This window comes from Bifidobacterium sp. KRGSERBCFTRI (assembly GCF_025908335.1).
In genome coordinates this window covers 2,101,654-2,120,817 of record NZ_CP109653.1, presented here as the reverse complement: position 1 = coordinate 2,120,817, position 19,164 = coordinate 2,101,654, and the positions used below count along the sequence as shown (strand labels likewise).

15 protein-coding genes, 1 tRNA gene and 2 pseudogenes are annotated in these 19,164 nt (G+C 59.0%); 14 read left to right on the top strand and 4 right to left on the bottom strand.

The window, feature by feature from the left end; translation table 11 throughout:
* The first annotated feature begins 136 nt into the window (after window positions 1–136).
* From OGI63_RS09200 to OGI63_RS09170, 7 genes are all read left to right on the top strand, one after another.
* Window positions 137–1,804: a L,D-transpeptidase family protein gene (locus tag OGI63_RS09200; RefSeq protein ID WP_004217836.1), complete on the top strand. Its 1,668-nt coding sequence runs from the start codon at window positions 137–139 to the stop codon at window positions 1,802–1,804.
* Window positions 1,805–2,052: 248 nt separating this feature from the next.
* Window positions 2,053–3,507, top strand: a complete 1,455-nt coding sequence (sufB, locus tag OGI63_RS09195; RefSeq protein WP_174719385.1) for a Fe-S cluster assembly protein SufB — start codon at window positions 2,053–2,055, stop codon at window positions 3,505–3,507.
* Between the two features lie 3 nt (window positions 3,508–3,510).
* Window positions 3,511–4,737, top strand: coding sequence for a Fe-S cluster assembly protein SufD (sufD, locus tag OGI63_RS09190; RefSeq protein WP_004217838.1), 1,227 nt, complete (start codon window positions 3,511–3,513; stop codon window positions 4,735–4,737).
* A complete protein-coding gene (gene sufC, locus OGI63_RS09185; RefSeq protein ID WP_004217839.1) occupies window positions 4,737–5,516 on the top strand; it encodes a Fe-S cluster assembly ATPase SufC in 780 nt (259 codons plus the stop codon). Before sufD ends, sufC begins: the two co-directional genes overlap by 1 nt.
* Before the next feature lie 30 nt (window positions 5,517–5,546).
* Window positions 5,547–6,818, top strand: coding sequence for a SufS family cysteine desulfurase (locus OGI63_RS09180; RefSeq protein WP_004217840.1), 1,272 nt, complete (start codon window positions 5,547–5,549; stop codon window positions 6,816–6,818).
* An 89-nt stretch (window positions 6,819–6,907) separates the two neighbouring features.
* Window positions 6,908–7,483 (top strand): Fe-S cluster assembly sulfur transfer protein SufU, encoded by a 576-nt coding sequence (gene sufU / locus OGI63_RS09175; RefSeq protein WP_004217841.1) that lies wholly within the window; start codon window positions 6,908–6,910, stop codon window positions 7,481–7,483.
* A 1-nt stretch (window position 7,484) separates the two neighbouring features.
* A complete protein-coding gene (locus tag OGI63_RS09170) occupies window positions 7,485–8,057 on the top strand; it encodes a metal-sulfur cluster assembly factor (RefSeq protein WP_004217842.1) in 573 nt (190 codons plus the stop codon).
* A 77-nt stretch (window positions 8,058–8,134) separates the two neighbouring features.
* Here the strand turns inward: OGI63_RS09170 and glgC are convergent, their stop codons facing one another.
* Window positions 8,135–9,382, bottom strand: coding sequence for a glucose-1-phosphate adenylyltransferase (gene glgC / locus OGI63_RS09165; RefSeq protein WP_004217843.1), 1,248 nt, complete (start codon window positions 9,380–9,382; stop codon window positions 8,135–8,137).
* Between the two features lie 437 nt (window positions 9,383–9,819).
* Here glgC and OGI63_RS09160 point away from each other — a divergent pair.
* Window positions 9,820–10,168: pseudogene (locus OGI63_RS09160) on the top strand (IS256 family transposase); the annotation flags it as partial.
* Between the two features lie 237 nt (window positions 10,169–10,405).
* On the opposite strand, the gene OGI63_RS09155 reads toward OGI63_RS09160, so the two are convergent.
* Window positions 10,406–11,278, bottom strand: a complete 873-nt coding sequence (locus OGI63_RS09155) for a TrmH family RNA methyltransferase (protein WP_004217846.1) — start codon at window positions 11,276–11,278, stop codon at window positions 10,406–10,408.
* A 54-nt stretch (window positions 11,279–11,332) separates the two neighbouring features.
* A tRNA-Leu gene (locus tag OGI63_RS09150) sits at window positions 11,333–11,423 on the bottom strand.
* 140 nt (window positions 11,424–11,563) lie between these two features.
* Between OGI63_RS09150 and OGI63_RS09145 the strand changes: the two genes are divergently transcribed.
* The 6 genes from OGI63_RS09145 (at window position 11,564) to era (ending at window position 16,944) form a co-directional block, all read left to right on the top strand.
* Entirely contained in the window at window positions 11,564–12,361 is a 798-nt protein-coding gene (locus OGI63_RS09145; RefSeq protein ID WP_004217847.1) for a 16S rRNA (uracil(1498)-N(3))-methyltransferase, read from the top strand.
* A gap of 91 nt (window positions 12,362–12,452) precedes the next feature.
* Window positions 12,453–12,788: a histidine triad nucleotide-binding protein gene (locus OGI63_RS09140; protein WP_004217848.1), complete on the top strand. Its 336-nt coding sequence runs from the start codon at window positions 12,453–12,455 to the stop codon at window positions 12,786–12,788.
* Between the two features lie 54 nt (window positions 12,789–12,842).
* Entirely contained in the window at window positions 12,843–14,006 is a 1,164-nt protein-coding gene (locus tag OGI63_RS09135; protein ID WP_004217851.1) for a PhoH family protein, read from the top strand.
* Entirely contained in the window at window positions 13,996–14,541 is a 546-nt protein-coding gene (gene ybeY / locus OGI63_RS09130) for an rRNA maturation RNase YbeY (RefSeq protein WP_004217852.1), read from the top strand. The genes OGI63_RS09135 and ybeY overlap by 11 nt, the downstream gene beginning before the upstream one ends.
* Before the next feature lie 17 nt (window positions 14,542–14,558).
* Entirely contained in the window at window positions 14,559–15,947 is a 1,389-nt protein-coding gene (locus tag OGI63_RS09125) for a hemolysin family protein (protein ID WP_004217853.1), read from the top strand.
* Window position 15,948: 1 nt separating this feature from the next.
* Entirely contained in the window at window positions 15,949–16,944 is a 996-nt protein-coding gene (gene era / locus OGI63_RS09120) for a GTPase Era (protein WP_004217854.1), read from the top strand.
* Between the two features lie 73 nt (window positions 16,945–17,017).
* Here the strand turns inward: era and OGI63_RS09115 are convergent.
* Window positions 17,018–19,077: pseudogene (locus tag OGI63_RS09115) on the bottom strand (AMP-dependent synthetase/ligase).
* Between the last annotated feature and the right edge of the window lie 87 nt (window positions 19,078–19,164).

The following is a 19,164-nucleotide window of genomic DNA, read 5'->3' as shown; positions in this document are numbered from 1 at the left end:
GCCGTCGGTGAGGCGGCTTTGTGAAGAATGCACGAAACATGGTCATGAACCGCTTGCTGTTCATGACCATGTTGCATAATATGGACAGGCCCAATTCCTTTTGGGATTTCTTTGGGGAGTGTTTTCAAGGAGCAATATGACTTTTCCATCCGGCAATGGTGGGTTCTCTTCGAACGGAGCCAGCAATCAGGTGCCATCGGATGCCAGCGACATGCGTGATTTCGAGTCGACGCAGGTGTTCACGCCGATGCAGGATGTGCCACTGCCTCCACAGCTCCCACAGCAGCACGATTCCAATGCAGGCATGAATGGGCCTGCCGCAGGAAAGAGGCACCATGTATGGCCATGGATCGTGCTGGCGCTGGTCGTCGTGCTGGCAGGTGCCTGTGCCGGTCTTGTGGCGTTCTTCAATACCCGCGCGCTGCCTGGCACCACGCTCTGGGGAGTTGACGTGTCCGGAAAGACGCAGCAGCAGATTGCCCAGGCCATTTCCAACGAGGTGGATGGCACCAAGATTCCGGTCAGCTACGAGGGCAAAACCGGGTCGGTCACGCTGGCGGACCTCGGCGTCAAGGTCGATGCACAGCAAATCGCCCAGGAGGCAGTGGATGCGAAACGCCATGAGAACGTATTCGCCCGATATGCACCATGGGCGAAGCATGACGTGAACCCGGCCATCGATGCCAAGGATGCGAATCCGGAAGCCCTCGATGAGCAGCTGGGCACCAACAGCGTCAAACCCGTCGACGCCAAGCTGCAGGTGGGCGATGATGGCAGCACCATCGCGGTCATCGAAGGCACTGAGGGTCACGGGGCCGATCCGACCGAGACCGCCAACGAGGCGGTGCGTGTCGTGCAGTCCCTGGGAGCGCAGGAACCGAAGACCGTGGAGGTGCAGCTCAAGACCATCTCGCCGGCGATCACCACCGATGAGGCGAACAAGGCCAAATCCACGTTGGACAAACTGATGGCACAGAAGCCGGGCGTGTACATTGGCAAGGAACGGTTCGCCGCATTCACACCGTCTATGATCCTCGCCGCGACGACGATCGACCCGAACGGCAACGGCACGCTGCCGCAAGGCCAGATCCGCAACGGCAACGTCGTCTACGATGCGACTGCCCTGCAGAAGGCATATGACGAGCAGATCAAGCCGAACATCAAGTCCACCAAGGAAGATCGCGAGGTCATCGTCAACAACAACGGCACCGAGATCGAAGTGATCAAGGAAGGCCATGACGGTGTGACACTCGACGATGGTGCAGACGCCAACATCGGCACCAAGGCGATCGATGCGTTTGGCAAGGGGAACGGGACCGTGTCCGTTTCCGGCAAACTCGACCCGATGAAGGTGAAGGAGACAAAACGGCACGTTGTGGTCGATCTCTCGGATCACACCGTGACCGCTTTGGAGAACGGCAACGCGGTGAAGACGATGCATATGTCCGCAGGCCAAGGCAACGACTATGCCACCGGCAAATGCCAGGCCTCGGGCGACATGTGCACGCCGGAAGGTGATTTCGAGATCTGGCTCAAATACCCGTCTCAGAACATGTCGGGCACATTGACGCTTTCGGACGGCAAGAAGGAGACGTGGGACGTCAAGAACGTCGGCTTCGTCAACTATTTCTCGAAGAGCGGCTGCGCCATCCATCGCATTGCCACGCAGACCCCATACACTGATGCGCAGATTCAGGCCCTGGGTGAGAACACCTCCCACGGTTGCGTCGGCATCGGCTGGGACATGGCGGAATGGTTCTACAACTGGTGCGTGGATGGCACCAGCGTGCACGTCCAGCAATAAGGGGCAACAAAACTAGAAGGCCCGGCGAGTTCTAGAACTCGCCGGGCCTTCGTTATCCGAATGCGTGCCACATGGGGCGGCTGCCATCGTCGTCGAGTCTTGCGGACGTGATGAACATTACGGGAGAAAAGTGATGAAAAACCTAGATTTTTGTCATTCCTTCTGTTAGGTTAGGACAGGAACGAATTTGATAGGAGGCAGCGCAAGTGGCAGATAACCAGGCGCCCCATGCCGCACGGGATGTGGAGATGAATCAGTACATCGCCGATCGCGGTCGCGTCAATGAAGACAAGCTGCGACAGGACGACGAGATCATCGAGCAGTTCGGCGAATACGGCTACGGATGGCATGATTCCGACGCCGCAGGAGAAGCGGCGAAAAAAGGCATCGATGAGAACGTGGTCCGTGAGATCTCGGCGGACAAGCACGAACCTGAGTGGATGCTCGACATGCGTCTGCGCGGTTACCGGGCGTTCATAGAGCAACCGATGCCGAAATGGGGTGTGGATCTTTCGGGATTCCACGCGCAGGATTTCAAGTACTATGTCAAGCCCGTCGGCAAGCAGGCTGCAAGCTGGGAGGATCTCCCTGAGGATATCCGAACCACCTACGACAGGCTGGGCATACCCGAAGCCGAGAAGAGCCGCCTGGTTTCCGGTGTTGCGGCCCAGTACGAATCCGAGGTCATCTACAACTCCATTCAGGATGATCTTTCCAAGCAGGGCGTCATCTTCGTCGATACCGACACAGCCGTACGTGAGTACCCGGAGCTGGTGCAGAAATACTTCGGAACGGTCGTCCCCCCTGAAGACAACAAATTCGGGGCCCTGAACACGGCGGCATGGTCGGGCGGCTCGTTCGTGTATGTGCCCAAGGGCGTGCATGTGGACATTCCGTTGCAGGCCTACTTCCGCATCAACACCCCGAACATGGGACAGTTCGAACGCACGCTGATCATAGCCGACGAAGGTTCATACGTGCATTATGTGGAGGGGTGCACGGCGCCGATCTACTCGACCGACTCGCTGCACGCCGCGATCGTCGAGATCATCGTGGAGAAGAACGCCCGCGTCCGGTACACCACCGTGCAGAACTGGTCGAACAACGTGTACAATCTCGTCACGCAACGCGCCTATGTGCGCGAGGGCGCCACAATGGAATGGGTCGACGGCAACATCGGCTCGAAGGCCACCATGAAATACCCCGCCTGCATCCTTGCCGAACCCTACGCCAGCGCCTCCACGATGTCGCTGGGTTTCGCAGGCAAGGGGCAGTACCAGGACACCGGTGCGAAGATGATTCACTTGGCCCCCCATACCTCTTCCACCATCGTCGCGAAGTCCATATCGCGAGGAGGTGGGCGTTCCGCCTATCGAGGACTTGTCAAGATCGTCGACGGCGCCGAAGGGTCGAGCTCCAATGTGGTGTGTGATGCGCTGTTGGTCGATGACTTCTCACGCTCCGACACCTACCCCCATGTGGATGTGCGCGAGGACGACGTTTCGATGGCCCATGAGGCCACCGTGTCGAAGGTCTCGGAGGACCAGCTCTTCTACCTGATGAGCCGCGGCATTGAGGAGAAGGAGGCCATGGCGATGATCGTGCGTGGATTCGTCGAGCCAATCAGCCGCGAGCTGCCCATGGAATACGCGCTCGAACTCAACCGTTTGGTTGAATTGCAGATGGAAGGATCGGTGGGCTGACCTATGGCAGACCCAAAGGAAATCAACATCCCGGTGGCGGATCCAAATGACCCGTATGCGATTCCCGCCGCCATGCCGTCGAGTGCCGACACGGCGCCACGCTCATTCGAGGTGGAGACGTTCCCAGTGCCCACGCGCAAGCAGGAGGATTGGCGATTCACACCCGTCGACCGCCTCAGTGAATTCTTCGATGTGTTCGAACCCAGCGGCCGAACGCAGGTGAGCGTGACGATGATCGATGGCTCCGCAGTGGACGGGTCCAAGGTCGATGTGCGCACGGTGAACATGGGCGAAGACCTGAGCGGAACCGTGAGTATGCCGAATGACCGTGTCTCCTGCGTCGAATGGAACAGTGCCAGGGAATCCACAATCATCGAACTCAAGCAGGATCTCGAGCATCCCGTGCTGGTCAAGGTGTTCGGAACCGATGACGCTCTGGATGCCCTGCATCTGGTCATCGCAGCCGACGCTCGCGTCCATGCCGATGTCGTCGTCGAGCACTATGGCAATGCCAGACTCGCCGAAGGCGTGGAGATCGTCACCGGCGAGGACTCCCACATCAGCACGACCTTCATTCAGGAATGGGATCGTGGCTCCAAGCATGTGGGCAACCATCGCATCCATGTGGGCAAGGAGGCATCGCTGCGTCATTCGCAGGTCACGCTCGGTGGCGACGTGGTACGCATCCGCATGGATCAGGATTTCGGCGGCGAGCATGGCGAGCTCAACATGCTCGGCATTTACTTCGTCGATCCGGGCGAGCATATCGAACATCGTACGATGGTCGTGCACAACGAACCCGAATGCAAGTCCCGTGTGGTCTACAAGGGTGCGCTGAGCGGCAAGGGCGCCCATTCCACATGGGTAGGCAATGCACTGATCCAGCCCACCGCACCGGGAACCGACTCCTACGAACTCAACCGCAATCTGGTGCTCACGCCGGGAGCCGTTGCCGACTCCGAACCGAATCTGGAGATCGAGAACGGCAACATAGTGGGCGCGGGGCATGCCAGCTCGGTCGGCCGTTTCGACGACGAGGAACTGTTCTACCTGGAATCGCGCGGCATCCCCGAGAAAGAGGCTCGAAAGCTCGTGGTGCGCGGTTTCTTCGGTGAGCTCGTCGAGGAGATCGGCATCGATGAGATCGCCACGCATCTCATGCAGGCCATCGACCGTCGCCTGGTGCGCGGTGAGAACGAAGCAATGACGAACGTTTTGGAGGAGAAGTAATGTCGACGTTGGAAATCAGGGATCTCTACGCATCGGTGGAGACGAAGGAAGGCCGCAAGCAGATTCTGCGCGGTGTCAATCTCACGGTGAACTCCGGCGAGACCCATGCGATCATGGGACCGAACGGTTCGGGAAAGTCGACGCTGGCCTACACTCTGGCAGGCCACCCGAAATACGAGGTGGATTCGGGTGAGGTGCTGCTGGACGGCGAGGACATTCTCAAGATGACGCCGGATGAGCGCGCCAAGGCGGGCCTGTTCCTGGCGATGCAGTACCCGGTCGAGGTTCCCGGCGTCTCCATGACGAACTTCCTGCGCACCGCCGTCACCGAGGTCACCGGCAAGGCGCCGGCGATCCGTACGTGGGCGAAGGAGCTTTCCAGCGCGATGAAGGACCTCAAGATGGATCCGAAATTCGCTTCGCGCTCCGTCAACGAAGGGTTCTCCGGGGGTGAAAAGAAGCGGGCCGAGGTATTGCAGCTCGAGATGCTCAAGCCGAAGTTCGCTATTCTCGACGAGACGGATTCTGGACTTGACGTCGATGCGCTGCGCGTCGTGTCTGAAGGAGTGAATCATGCCAAGGAGAGCAACGACTTCGGCATCCTCATGGTCACCCATTACACGCGTATTCTCAAGTACATCAAGCCCGACGTCGTGCATGTGTTCGCACAGGGTCACTTCGTGAAGACGGGAGGCCCGGAGTTGGCCGACGAGCTGGAGGAGACCGGTTACGACATGTACCTGCCGGAAGGTTCAGATTCCGAATCCGCTTTGGCATGAATGACCCATGACTATTCGTAAGGTGTTGTGATGACGGATATCACTGCGATTCGCGATCAATTCCCCATTCTCGACCAGCAGATCAATGGCCATCCGCTGGTGTATCTCGACAGTGGCGCCACAGCGCAGAAGCCGCAGTGTGTCATTGACGCCGAATCTCGTTTCTACGAGACGGTCAACGCCGGCGTGCATCGCGGAGCCCATACCTTGGCCGGTCTGTCCACCGTCGCCTTCGAACAGGCCCGTGCCAAGGTGGCCACACTCGTGGGCGCCTCAGCTGAGGAAGGCAACGAGGAGCTTGTGGTGACCATGGGCGCCACCGACGGCCTCAACACGCTGGCCACGGCGTTCGGCAACGCCTCATTGGGGCGTGGTGGCAAGGTCGCTGAGCGTTTCGCCTTGAAACCGGGCGACGAGATCGTCGTCTCCCGCGCGGAACACCATTCCGTACTGCTGCCATTCCAAGAACTTGCCTCGCGCACCGGCGCCACCCTCAAATGGTTCGATCTGGATGACGACGGTCGCATCCTCTCCAACACCGCAGACGAGGTCATCACGGAACGGACCAAGGTGGTGGCCGTGACCCATGTGGGCAATGTCACCGGTGCCATAACCGATATTGCCCCGATTATCAAACGAACCCATGAGGTCGGAGGCGTCTTCATTCTGGACGCGTGCCAATCGGTTCCACACATTCCGGTCGACTTCCATGCGTTGGACGTGGATTTCGCGGTGTTCAGTGCCCACAAGATGTACGGTCCCACTGGCGTGGGCTTCCTGTACGGCAAGCGCGATTTGTTGGAGGCATTGCCTCCGGCCAAGTTCGGCGGTTCCATGGTCGAGCTGGCCTTCGTGGACAGGCCTGCCCAGTACATGGCGCCTCCGGCACGGTTCGAGGCCGGGACGCAGCCGGTGGCCCAAGTGGTCGCAGCGGGTGTGGCGGCGGAATGGATGATGGGCATCGGCATAGAGACGATTGCCGGCCATGAACGCATCATCACCGAAGAACTGCTCCGGCTTGCCGAAGTCGATGGAGTTCGCATTCTGGGCCCCCAGGACGGAACGAACCGCATCGGCACGGTGGCCTTTGAAGTGGATGGGGTGCATCCGCACGATGTGGGGCAGTACATCGACGCCCAAGGTATCGCGATACGTGTAGGACATCATTGCGCCCAGCCCATCCACAGGCATTTCGGTGTATTCGCTTCGAACCGCGCGTCTTCAGGCATATACAACACACCCGAGGATGCACAGGCGTTGGTTGAGGCGGTGGAAGGTGTGCGCCGGTTCTTCCTGCAGTGAAGGCGTAGGTGTCTTCCGTCTATCTGACCGGCGGGGAATAGTCCCGAACGATATATGTTGCTTGTGTAGGAATGAAGGAAAGGAGCGGGATGGCAGATTTGGGAAGCCAGGAACTCGAGCAGATGTACCAGGAAGTGATTCTCGATGCCTCGCGTCATCCACATGGCAGGGGCACACTGACATCGGAGGGCGATCCCGCGGCAATCGGAGGCGAGGCGACAGTCACCGCTGTGCATGAGTCCTGCTCCGCAGCACGGTCGCACCAATTCAATCCGACCTGCGGCGATGAGGTCACTGTGCATGTCGAAGTGAGCGATAGTGAACCCCACCGCATCGAAAGTGTCGTCTGGGATGGTCAAGGATGCTCGATTTCACAGGCAAGCCTGTCGATCATGGTCAATCTCGTGGAAGGAAAGACCGTCGATGAGGCCATGGAGCTGTTCGGCCAGTTCCATAAGCTGATGGAATCGCGAGGCGCCGGTCTCGATGACGAACAGGCAGAGGATGCGTTGGGTGATGCCGCCGTATTCCAAGGGGTTTCCAAATACCCGATGCGCATCAAATGCGCATTGCTCGGCTGGGAGGGGCTCAGGGACTCATTGGCGAAGGCCCTCGCATCCCAGCACTCCGAGGCAACCGAGCATGACGAGATGAAGGAGGACTGATATGAGCGACAATCTGGTTCCCGAACCGCAATCCACCATCTTCGATGCGGTCAATGCCGTCGTCGGCAATGAGGATGAGGCCCAGGCGATCATTGCGAATCCATCGTTGGCGAAGGACATTCTGGGCAACGACGACGCATCTGCCGTCAAGTCGGAGTGCTGTGGCGGCCATGGCGTCCAGTCGCAAGACCATGAATGCGCATGCCGATCGGATGGCATCGAGCTTAAAGGTGTCGATGAGATCGGCCGTGCCACTGCGGCGGATGTGAAGGAGGCCCTGCATCAGGTGATCGATCCGGAACTGGGCATCGATGTGATCGATCTGGGTTTGGTCTACGGCATTGAGATCGATGAGCTCGGCCGCGCGATCATCACGATGACGCTGACGACGCCTGCATGCCCATTGACCGACCTGATTGAAGACGAATGCGCCAGCACCTTGGCCGGCTTGGTAGAGGAGTTCCGCATCGACTGGACTTGGACACCTCGTTGGACCGTCGACAAGATCACGCCGGAAGGCCGTGACCAGCTTGCGGCATTGGGCTTCAACCTCGACAATATGCCACGATACTGAGTTGTGGTATGTGGAAGGGGCCGCCTCCAATATATTGGAGGCGGCCCCTTCCACATACCACAACTCGTCACAGGCGGCTAGTCGTCGACCACCGTTCCCTTCGGCACCACGGTGATGCCGTCGGAGGTCACGGTGAAGCCACGTGCCAAGTCGTGTTCGACGTCAAGACCAACAGTCGAATTCTCGGTGAGCACCACATTCTTGTCGAGAATGGCACGGTTCACACGGGCCCTGCGGTTGATCTCCACATTGTCGAACAGGATCGAATCATTGACCTGCGACCAGGAATGCACTCGTACATTCGGTGAGATCACTGAATGGTGAATCTCGCCACCCGATACGATGACGCCAGGGGAGACGATGGAATCGGTGGCGTGTCCGATGCGGTCGCCGGCCGCATGCACGAACTTGGCCGGCGGAAGATTGCCCGAACTCGTATAAATCGGCCATTCCATATTGTAAAGGTTGAATTCGGGGATGTAGGAGATGAGATCCATATGCGCATCGTAGAACTGCCTGATTGTGCCCACGTCGCGCCAGTAGGCATGATCCGTGGTGGTGGCCCCTGGAATCTCGTTCCTGCTGAAGTCGTAGACGCCGGCCTCGTTGCGTTCGGCGAAGAACGGGGCGATGTCGCCACCCATATCGTGTTTCGTGTTCTCGGCCTTGCTGTCGATGGAGAGCGCGTTGAACAACGCGTCGGTGTTCGCAACATAATTGCCCATGGAGGCGAGGATCTCATTCGGGTTGTCTGGCAGCCCCGTCGTCTCCTTCGGCTTCTCTTGGAAGCTTTTGATCATATTCGGGTGCTCGGGATCCACCTCGATCACACCGAACTGGCTGGACTGCTCGATCGGCTGGCGAATGCCGGCCACAGTGAACTCGGCGCCCGATTCGATGTGCTGGTTCACCATCTGCTCGAAGTCCATGCGATAGACGTGATCAGCCCCGACAATCACCACGATGTCAGGTTGGACATCTTCGATGATGTTGATCGTCTGGTACACGGCGTCCGCTGACCCCAGATACCAGTGCTTGCCGAGCCGCTGCTGTGCGGGGACGGGGGAGACATAGTTGCCCAGCAATGTGGAGAAGCGCCACAGCTGCGAGATATGGCGGTCAAGTGAGTGCGACTTGTACTGGGTGAGCACAATCACCTGGCTATACCCGGAATTCACCAGATTGCTCAACGGGAAATCGATGAGTCGGTATACGCCACCAAATGGGACGGCGGGCTTCGCGCGATCCCTGGTCAACGGCATGAGACGTGTTCCTTCGCCGCCTGCGAGGACGATGGAAAGAATCTTGGGGTTCTTCTTCGCCATAGCAGCTCCTTCCTACGGATCCACAGAACCTAATCTGTTCAGCATTCATCATTGAAGACACCTCAATAATTGCATAGATTCGCTGTGAGGTAAAACCGAATCGCCCAAAACGCCGTCGTTTTTGCAAGAAAAGCTGGCATATAGGTCAAAATGTGTTGATTATGCTGTGGGTTTGCCGTTGTGGCAGTAGGCGTGTCGGGGTGTCATTTTCGGTTTTCCCGTAAATAACCGCGTTTCGCGCCGGTTCGGGGCCGTTGGATTGTGTCATGAGAACACGATCGAAGCGGGCCCGCAGATATCCGATCTGCTGGCTGCCGATGCGCAAGAACGGGCACGACCGAAACGGCCGGCAGCGTTGGCAGTGCGACGCCTGCAAGGCGACGACGACCGCCTCTGCCGAGGCAAGGGGGCGCGCGGCAGTGGTGCGCCCGGGAGAGCACGAGCGCTGGAAGGGCATGCTCGCCGAACGCACGTACGCCAAGGACCATCCCGACGATCCCAAGGCCGCCACGAGCAGGAGCGGATGGTGGTGGACCCATTTACCGTTACGCCGCGCCTATTTCAGGCTTGAACGCCTCTTCAACGACGGCACGCTCTTCTGTCTCTTCGACCCCACACTGAGCGCACACAGCCCCGTGCCACGCGACAGCGACCGCCTCGAGGGAGGGCTCAACGCCGCGCTCAAACGCATGCTCGTCAACCACCGCGGCCTGCCCGAGGCACACATGCGCCGCGCCTGCGAATGGCACTGCTATATGCATAGCGCCAAACCCGATCCCGCCCACATCCTCAAACAACACGACCAGAACACTAAGACCGGCACCAACCACGACAACAACGACGAACCCATGAGCCAACCCACCCTCGGCACCGGCATCGACTGGAACGAATTCCACACCGCCACCCGATACCCAGACACCACCGACTAAAAGTCTAAATCAACACATTTTGACCTATATGCCGAAAGCTCAAAATGTTTCATAATATGGAACCGTTTTCGGAGGATGTGTCCCACGCTCCGAATCAGCGGGCATGCTTCAGATCGCGCGTGCTATAAAATGCGACGGCGCTCGATGCGGCGACGTTGAGGGAGTCCACGTCATGGCTCATGGGAATCTTCACGGTGAGATCGGCATTCGCGATCGTATGTCGTGACAGTCCGTCGCCTTCCGTGCCGAAGATCAGTGCCAGCTTGTCGATATGCGTGTTGTCGTTGGCGTGGAGACGCCACACGAGGTCGTCAAGCGAGATTGAGTCATCGGATAGCGCCATCGCCGCGGTGGTGAAGCCGAGCCCATGCAGTTCCTCCAGACCCTGCCATGGCCAGTAGTGCACGTCATCGCCCCCTATGCGCGTCCATGGCACTTGGAAAACAGTGCCCATCGACACACGGATGGCGCGGCGATACAGGGGGTCTGAGCATGAGGGCGTGACCAGCACCGCATCGACATCCAACGCCGCTGCCGAACGCATGATGGCTCCGACGTTGGTGTGGTCCACTATGTTCTCCAGCACGGCGATGCGCGTGGCATTCGCACATACCTCCGCCACAGTGGGAAGCTCCCAACGATGCATGGCAGCCAACGCCCCGCGGTGCAGCCGGTAGCCGGTGATGCGCCTGAGCTGTTCGGGAGAGGCGACGTAGACGGGAATGTCGTCGCCCCAGTGTTCATCGATGAACGCGAAGATGTCGGCCATGCCCTCGATCCATGGTTCCTCCACCAGCAAGGAAATCGGTTGGCGTCCTGCGGCCAATGCGCGCGTGATCACCTTGGGTGATTCCGCTATGAATATGCCTTTGCTTGGTTCAAGCCGATTGCGTAGCTGAAGTTCGGTGAGATTCGTGTATGCCTCCACCTGAGGGTCATCGATGGACTCGAGATGCACCAGCTGCATGATTGCCTTTCCGAATGGGGAAATAAAAAACCGGCTCCCAAAGGAGCCGGTAGCTGGTGTCCGGAGCGGGACTTGAACCCGCACGCCTGTATAAAATAGGCACTAGCACCTCAAGCTAGCGCGTCTACCATTCCGCCACCCGGACAGGTGCGTTGCAGCGCAACAGAAAGAAAATATACGCGAATATACGGATCAATGCAAATTCGGCGTGTCGTGTTTTGAGGCCGACGCCAAGGGGTTGGAATTCAAGGGAAAACGGTTACCCATATGCGCTAGGGTACAACTATGACCGACGCAATGTTTGTGGTGGATACGACCAGTGACGATGCTCCGCTGAGCAGTGATGAACTGCAGACAGGGTGGACCCTGCGATTGCCCGAGGAGGTGAGGCGACATGCCATCGGCTCCATGCGCCTGAAGGAAGGCGATGAGCTGCAGCTTTCCGACGGCACGGGGTTGCGCATTCAGGCTGTGGTGGACGATCCCAAGTCGGGCATCGTCAGGGTGCTCGGATTCACCAAGGAGGAACGCCCTGTGGTCAGATTGGGCCTCATTCAGGCTCTGGCCAAGAATGGGCACGATGAGCAGGCGATCGATATGGCCACGCAGATTGGGGTGGACGAGGTGACACCCTGGCAGGCGGACCGTTCCATCGCAAGATTCAAAGCGGGGCGCACCGATCGCAAATGGATGCAGACGCTGCGTGCGGCCACCGAGCAATCTCGGCGCGCATTCATTCCCGAACTGCACGGCATGGCAACAAGCAAGCAGGTTCTTGCCATGATTCGGCGTGACATGGTGCATGGCAATCTGGTCATCGTGCTCCATCAGGACGCGAACGCCACATGGTCGGACGTCGAACGCCAGGTTGAGGAGCTTGCTGCGAAATGCCTGGATGACGGCAAGGAACGGACGGTCAGCGTGGTTGTGGGTCCTGAAGGCGGCATCAGCGATCAGGAGGTCGAAGTCTTCGCCGAGGCGGGCGCGTTGGTCTGCGTGCTGGGGCGCAACATCCTGCGCGCCTCGGCTGCAGGCCCCGTGGCGCTTGGGCTGCTGAGCCGTGCGATAGGCAGGTACTGTTGAGCGGACGACGCGTTCCTTCATGGAATGAATATGCGCGCGGATTGGTAGTATGGGCAGAGGAAAAATCCATCACGCCAAGGAGTGAGACGGTATGAAAGACGCGGATTGCCTGTTCTGCAAGATCATTGACTGCGAGGTGCCGAGTGAGAAGGTGTTCGAAGATGCGCAGGTGTATGCGTTCAAAGACATCAATCCAAAGGCCAAGGTGCATGTGCTGGTGGTGCCTCGCGACCATTACCGCAACGTCGACGCATTGGCGCAGGCCGACCCGGCATTGTTGGCGCATATGGTCGAAGTGGCCCAGGGCATTGCCGATGACGCATATAACGGCTCGTACCGCCTGATCTTCAACACCGGAGAGGACGCCGGGCAGACGGTGTTCCACGTGCATGCGCATGTGCTCACCGGCGAGCCCATGGAAGAATGACACGATATCTCTCCAAGACACCACAGACGTATAGAACATGTAGAAGAGGAGCAGTTGGCGACTACAACACGAACGGTCGATATTCCCGAACAGCTGGATTCCGTGAAAGTACTCGGAGTGTACGATGAGGTGATTCGCGAGATCGAACGCGAATACAAGGAGATTACCGTGCATGTGCGCGGCAATCGCATCACCATCACCTCCACCTCGCGGCAAGGCGAGCGCGAGGCGTCGCAGGCGCAGGAGCTCATTCGCGCACTCATCGATGCGGCTTACACCAGTCCGCTCGACGCAGCCACGGTTCGCCGTATGCTGGAACAGCAGGTGTTGCATAACGATGTACGCGACGAGGTGCCCGGCCATGGTCCGACCGTGCAGAAGCTGCGCAGGTTCAAGGAGCATGAGCGCACGCAGGCGCGACAGATTGAGTCCGTTCATCGCAAGCCGAGTGTGCCAGGGACCATCACCTATGCCGCCGGGTATCCGGTGCGGCCGAAGACCTCCGGTCAGATCGCCTATGTGAACGCCATAGAGTCGAATACAATCACATTCGGCATTGGCCCTGCTGGTACCGGCAAGACATATCTGGCCGTGGCCAAGGCCGTAAGCGACTTCGAGGAGGGGCGTGTCAGGCGCATCATCCTCACCCGTCCCGCCGTCGAGGCGGGGGAGAACCTCGGCTTCCTGCCGGGCACGCTCAACGAGAAGGTGGATCCATATCTGCGGCCGCTGTACGACGCGCTCTCCGACATGCTCGGTGCTGAACGGATGAAGCGGTATCTCGACGACGGGACCATTGAGGTGGCTCCGCTGGCGTATATGCGTGGCCGAACGCTGAATGATGCGTTCGTGATTCTCGACGAGGCGCAGAACACGACGAGTCAGCAGATGAAGATGTTCCTCACCAGACTCGGGTTCAACACGAAGATGGTGATCACCGGCGATATCACACAGGTCGACCTCGATGTGCCGCGTTCCGGGCTTGCCTCGATCGAATCGATTCTCGGGGGCATAGACGACATCGCGTTCGTGCATCTGGGGGCTTCGGACGTGGTGCGTCATGCGTTGGTGGGCAGGATTGTGGCCGCATACGAGTCGCATGATGACGCGGCACGGAGGCGCAAAGGCGGCAAAGATGCGAGAATAACGCACACGGCGGCACCTGGTCGCGGTGACGATGATGACAGGAATGCGATGGTGGTGGACGATGAGCGTTGAAGTCGCCAATGAGACGGAATGGCAGTTGGATCCCAAAGTGTTCTCGGAACTCGGCCTGTGGGTCATGCACCAGATGCGGGTGAGCACGCAGTCCGAGCTCACCATCACCTTCGTGGACCCGGAACCGATCGCAGAGCTGCATGAACGTTGGATGGACCTTCAGGGGCCAACCGACGTGATGAGCTTCCCGATGGATGAACTGCGCCCGGGGGACGAGCGGAACGAACCAGAGGGGATGCTCGGCGACATCGTGATCTGCCCGTGGGTGGCGCAGCAACAGGCTCAGGCGGCCGGTCACAGCACGATGGAGGAGATGATGCTGCTCACCATTCATGGTGTGCTGCACCTGCTGGGGTATGACCATCACACACGGGAGCAGGAACGGCAGATGTTCGGGCTGCAGCGCCAGCTGCTGCTCACGTTCTTCGCATTGCACCATGGCACAGCCTGGTCGGCGACGCTTCCCTCCGGATCGGTGAACGAACTCGAGGTGTACGAACGCAAATACGGCACGAACCGTGAGCTTGGACACTGAACGTAGGGGGCATTGAAGTGGACGAACTGAGAATCGTCACGGTGGTGGCGCTGGTTGTCGTGGCCATCGTACTGTTCTGGCAATCACTGCTCATGGCGTCGCTTGAAAGCGCCATTGTGCGGGTGACCAGGGCGAATCTGAACAACCTGATGATCGAGGCGCAGACCGATTCCGAATTGAGCCAGTTCACCCGGCAGAAGAAGATCGCGAAGATCCATCGCGTGCAGCATCTCGTTGCAAACCGGCATGCCACGTCTTCGGCCTGCGCTTTTCTGCGTATTCTGAGCAATGTGCTCATCGGGGCCTGTGTGGTATGCATTGCGGCCATATTCGCCAGTCCGGTATGGCTGCAACTCATCTATGGCGTGCTTGCCGCTCTGGTGGTCGCGTTCGTGTCGGTGTTGGCCAGACCGCGTTCCGTGGGTTCCGACAAGCCGCTGGAGATTTTGCTGGCATACTCCCATTTGGCCTCATTTGCCTATGCCTGTGCGCCGTTCCTGCACCCGCGCAAGTCGAAGAGCGCGCGCAAGACCGAGCTCTCGGAGAACGAGGAGCTCGAGGAGATTCATCTTGAGCAGGGGCGCGCCGCCATCAATCGTGTGCTGGAGACGAACCGGTTCGACCCAGAGGTCTCCGAAATGCTGCACAATGTGCTGGCGCTATCCGATTCCCTCACGCGCGAGATCATGGTGCCTCGCACCGACATGATCTGCATTGAAAAGGACGACACGCTGGAGGACTTCCTCAAACTGTGCTCGCGTTCCGGCTATTCGCGCATTCCGGTGATTGGCAATGACATAGACGACCTGCTCGGCATCGCATACATGAAGGATGCCGTGCGTGCGACGATCTTCAACAATGCCGCGTTGAGCCGGCCCATCGAATCGATTATGCGCAAGCCCATGCTCGTGCCCGAGCTGAAGCCGGCCGACGATCTGTTCCATGAGATGCAGCAGACCTGCCACCATGTTGCCGTCGTCGTCGATGAGTACGGCGGTATCGCGGGCATGGTCACCATAGAGGATGCGCTCGAGCAGATCGTGGGGGAGCTGCAGGACGAGCATGATCACACCCAGCATGGCGAGCCGCGTCAGATAGGCGAACATAAGTGGAGCATGCCGGCGCGCACTCCGATTGCCGAATTGGAAGACATCTTCGAGATCGATCTCGACGAAGATGACGTGGATACCGTGTACGGATTGCTCACCAAACTGCTGGGACGTGTGCCGATCGTGGGGTCGAGTGCCGTCACGCGCGGTCTGCGTCTCACCGCAGTGGATTCCGCGGGGCGCCGCAAGAAAGCCTCCACCATTGTTGTCGAACCGGAGTCCGATGTCGATCAGACTACCTTGGAATCCGACGCTGATTCCCCGGACTCGAACTCCACCAAGAAAGAACAGGATTGATATGGCTGACCAGACACATACCAAGGGGGTCGACGCTGTTTCCGGCGTCACTCCTTACCGTTCCGGCTTCGTTGCCGTCGTGGGACGCCCGAATGTCGGCAAATCGACGCTGATCAACGCGCTCATCGGCATGCAGATCGCCATTGCGTCATCACGGCCGGAGACGACCCGCAAGGCGATTCGCGGCGTGCTCACCACCGACAACGCCCAGATCGTGCTCGTCGACACGCCGGGCATACACAGGCCCCGCACGCTGCTTGGCCAACGTCTCAACGATGTGGTGGACGAATCATTGGCGGACAGCGACGAAATCGCATTCCTGCTGCCGGCGGATCAGGAGATCGGTCCCGGTGACCGGCGCATCCTGAGCAGACTGCGTTCCCAGTTCGCCACGAAGAACGATGACGGTACCTTCAAATGGAAGGTGCCGCTTATCGCCATCGTGACGAAGATCGACCGTCTGAACCGCACCGAACTCGTCAACAAGCTCATCGAGATCAATGAATTCGCGGATTTCGCCGACATCGTGCCGGTGAGTGCGCTCGGGGACGACAATCTGCAGGAGGTGCGCACGGTGCTCATCGAGCATCTGCCGGAGGGGCCGCAGATGTACCCGACGGATCAGGTGACCGAGGAACGCCCGGAGGATGCCATCGCCGAGCTGGTGCGCGGGGTGCTGCTCGAGGAGCTCGACGATGAATTGCCCCATTCCCTCGCCGTCGTGGTCGATTCCATCGACATGCCGGAAGACATGGATGAGGACGATGCGCAGGCCATGCATGGCAAAGCACGTGTGATGGTGTCCATCTACGTGGAACGCGATTCGCAGAAGCCGATCATCATCGGCAGGCACGCCGAGCATCTTGTGCGCATCAAGAAGCGATTGCGCACCCCCGTCAATCGTCTTGTGGGACGCAAGGCGAATCTTGACCTCCATGTCAAGGTGGCGAAGAACTGGCAGTCCGACCCCAAGAAACTCGACAGATTGGGCTTCTAATCCATTGATATGGGAAGGCTCCCGTCATATGACATATGACGGGAGCCTTCCCATATCAATGGATGCAGCGGTATCAGCCTCGTTGAGAATCCTCGGAAGCGGGCTTGCGCTTGGTGTACATCTGCGTGTTGAGCAGCGTGTTGTAGCGCTTGAGCACCTTCGGGCGAATGATCTTCATGGAGGCGGTCATCAGGCCGTTCTCCTGCGTGAATTCCTCGGGAAGAATGATGAACTTGCGCACCGATTCCGCCCGGGAGACGCCTTCGTTGGCCTGATCGACCCACTTCTGCACTTCCGCGCGCACGGCGGCGTTCTGTGCGGCGTCCTCCATGGTCATGCCCGAATCGAGGCCCTGCTTGGCAAGCCATGGGCGCAGCGAGTCCTCATCCAAGGTGATGAGCGCGGAGATGAACGGACGCTTATCACCGAGCACCAACGCCTGGGAAACGAACGGGCAGCGCTTGATCACTTCCTCCATGGGGCCCGGAGAGACGTTCTTGCCGCCGGCGGTGATGATAAGGTCCTTCTTGCGTCCGATGATGAACAGGAAGCCGTCGTCATCGAGCCGCCCAAGATCGCCGGTGCGATACCAGCCATCGTCGGTGAAGCTCAGCTCGGTTTCCTCCTCGTTCTTGTGATAGCGCTTGAACACCGGGACGCCCTTGACCTGAATCTCGTTGCCGTCTCCGATGCGCACCTGGAAGCCCGGGAACGGGATGCCAACCGAACCTTGGTGGTATGGCACAGTCAGCGGGTTGAAGGCGCAAGGGGCGGTGGTTTCGGTAAGTCCGTATCCCTCGTACACGGGAATGCCGGCGCCGCGGAAGAACGCCATGAGATCGGGGTCGAGCGGTGCGCCGCCGGTCACAATCCATTTTGCGCAGCCGCCGAGGGCGTCGCGAATCGAAGAGTAGACCATCGGGTCGAACATGTTGCGTCGTGCGGTGACGAAGCGGCTCGCCTTGCCCTTCTCGCTCACCTCCTGCATGTACTTCTGAGCGGCGACCACCGAGGCGGCAAAGACGCGGCCCTTCGGGCCGTTGCCGGCCTTCTGCGAGGCGGCGTTGTAGACCTTCTCGAGCACACGCGGCACCACGATCATGATGTGCGGACGTGCCACTTTGAGGTCGGCGGTCAGGGTCTTGATGCCACGGGCGATATAGATATGGATGTCACTGGCGACGCAGATGTAGTTGATGGCACGGGCGAACGAATGTGCCTGCGGCAGGAACAGGAGCACGCGGTTGCGCTTGTTATGCAGCAAATCGGGCATATAATCCGGCAGGTTCGTGGCGGTGGAGCAGTAATGGGCCTGCGTCATCTCGACGCCCTTCGGCGCAGCCGTGGAGCCCGAGGTGTACACGATGGAACACAGATCGGTCTTCTTCACGCTGCGAATGCGCTCGTCGAGCTTCTCGTCGGAGATGGACGAGCCGTAGGCCTTCAACTCATCGAGCGCCCCGTTCTCCAGGCACATGACGTCCTTGAGCGTCGGGCAGTCCTCCTTCGCCAGATCCGTCTTCTTCATCATGTCCTTGGTTTCGACCACAAGGAGCTTCGCGTCGGAATTGTCGACGATGTTGCGGATCTGCTCGGCGGAATCGGTGTCGTAGATCGTGGCGATCACACCGCCGATGGAGAGCACCGCGCCATCGAAGACATCCCATTCATAGGAGGTGTGGCACATGAACGCCACCCCGTCGCCCTCCTGAGCCCCTGATGCATGAGGCCCTTGGCCACCTGACGGATGTCGTCCAAGGTCTCGCGTGCAGTCTTGGTGACCCATTCATCGCCCTGCTTGAACGTGTACAGACCCTCGTCAGGCATACGTTCGGCACGGCTTTCATAGATGTTGTAGATGCTGAAGTTCTCCGGTAATGGCTTGTTGCCTTCGGTGTTGGCCGTGATGAAATCAGAGTCGGCATCGATGAACGTGGTGGTCGGCCTGTCCGGACCCCAGAAGTCGACATGTGGCAGGTCCTCGTAGTTATGATGCTGTGGAGTGATCTGCGGATCGATATAGTCCGGGGTGTCGCCATTGGCGTTGATCGGGTGCGAGAAATCACCACCCAATTGCAGCAGCTTCTGCGTCGCATCGGACGCAGACTTCTTGACCTTCGAGAAAACGGACATGGCACTCCTCATCGTTTGATAAAACCTTCTACGCGAAGTCTAGCCGTAAAATCGTCCGCCGTCACCTTACGCTTTCGTAATGATGAC

What these genes read in the sequence shown, in the direction of transcription:
- OGI63_RS09200 (WP_004217836.1), top strand. Translation starts at nt 137, where the DNA reads ATGACTTTTCCATCCGGCAATGGTGGGTTCTCTTCGAACGGAGCCAGC.
- sufB (WP_174719385.1), top strand. Translation starts at nt 2,053, where the DNA reads ATGAATCAGTACATCGCCGATCGCGGTCGCGTCAATGAAGACAAGCTG.
- sufD (WP_004217838.1), top strand. Translation starts at nt 3,511, where the DNA reads ATGGCAGACCCAAAGGAAATCAACATCCCGGTGGCGGATCCAAATGAC.
- sufC (WP_004217839.1), top strand. Translation starts at nt 4,737, where the DNA reads ATGTCGACGTTGGAAATCAGGGATCTCTACGCATCGGTGGAGACGAAG.
- OGI63_RS09180 (WP_004217840.1), top strand. Translation starts at nt 5,547, where the DNA reads ATGACGGATATCACTGCGATTCGCGATCAATTCCCCATTCTCGACCAG.
- sufU (WP_004217841.1), top strand. Translation starts at nt 6,908, where the DNA reads ATGGCAGATTTGGGAAGCCAGGAACTCGAGCAGATGTACCAGGAAGTG.
- OGI63_RS09170 (WP_004217842.1), top strand. Translation starts at nt 7,485, where the DNA reads ATGAGCGACAATCTGGTTCCCGAACCGCAATCCACCATCTTCGATGCG.
- glgC (WP_004217843.1), bottom strand. Translation starts at nt 9,382, where the DNA reads ATGGCGAAGAAGAACCCCAAGATTCTTTCCATCGTCCTCGCAGGCGGC.
- OGI63_RS09155 (WP_004217846.1), bottom strand. Translation starts at nt 11,278, where the DNA reads ATGCAGCTGGTGCATCTCGAGTCCATCGATGACCCTCAGGTGGAGGCA.
- OGI63_RS09145 (WP_004217847.1), top strand. Translation starts at nt 11,564, where the DNA reads ATGACCGACGCAATGTTTGTGGTGGATACGACCAGTGACGATGCTCCG.
- OGI63_RS09140 (WP_004217848.1), top strand. Translation starts at nt 12,453, where the DNA reads ATGAAAGACGCGGATTGCCTGTTCTGCAAGATCATTGACTGCGAGGTG.
- ybeY (WP_004217852.1), top strand. Translation starts at nt 13,996, where the DNA reads ATGAGCGTTGAAGTCGCCAATGAGACGGAATGGCAGTTGGATCCCAAA.
- era (WP_004217854.1), top strand. Translation starts at nt 15,949, where the DNA reads ATGGCTGACCAGACACATACCAAGGGGGTCGACGCTGTTTCCGGCGTC.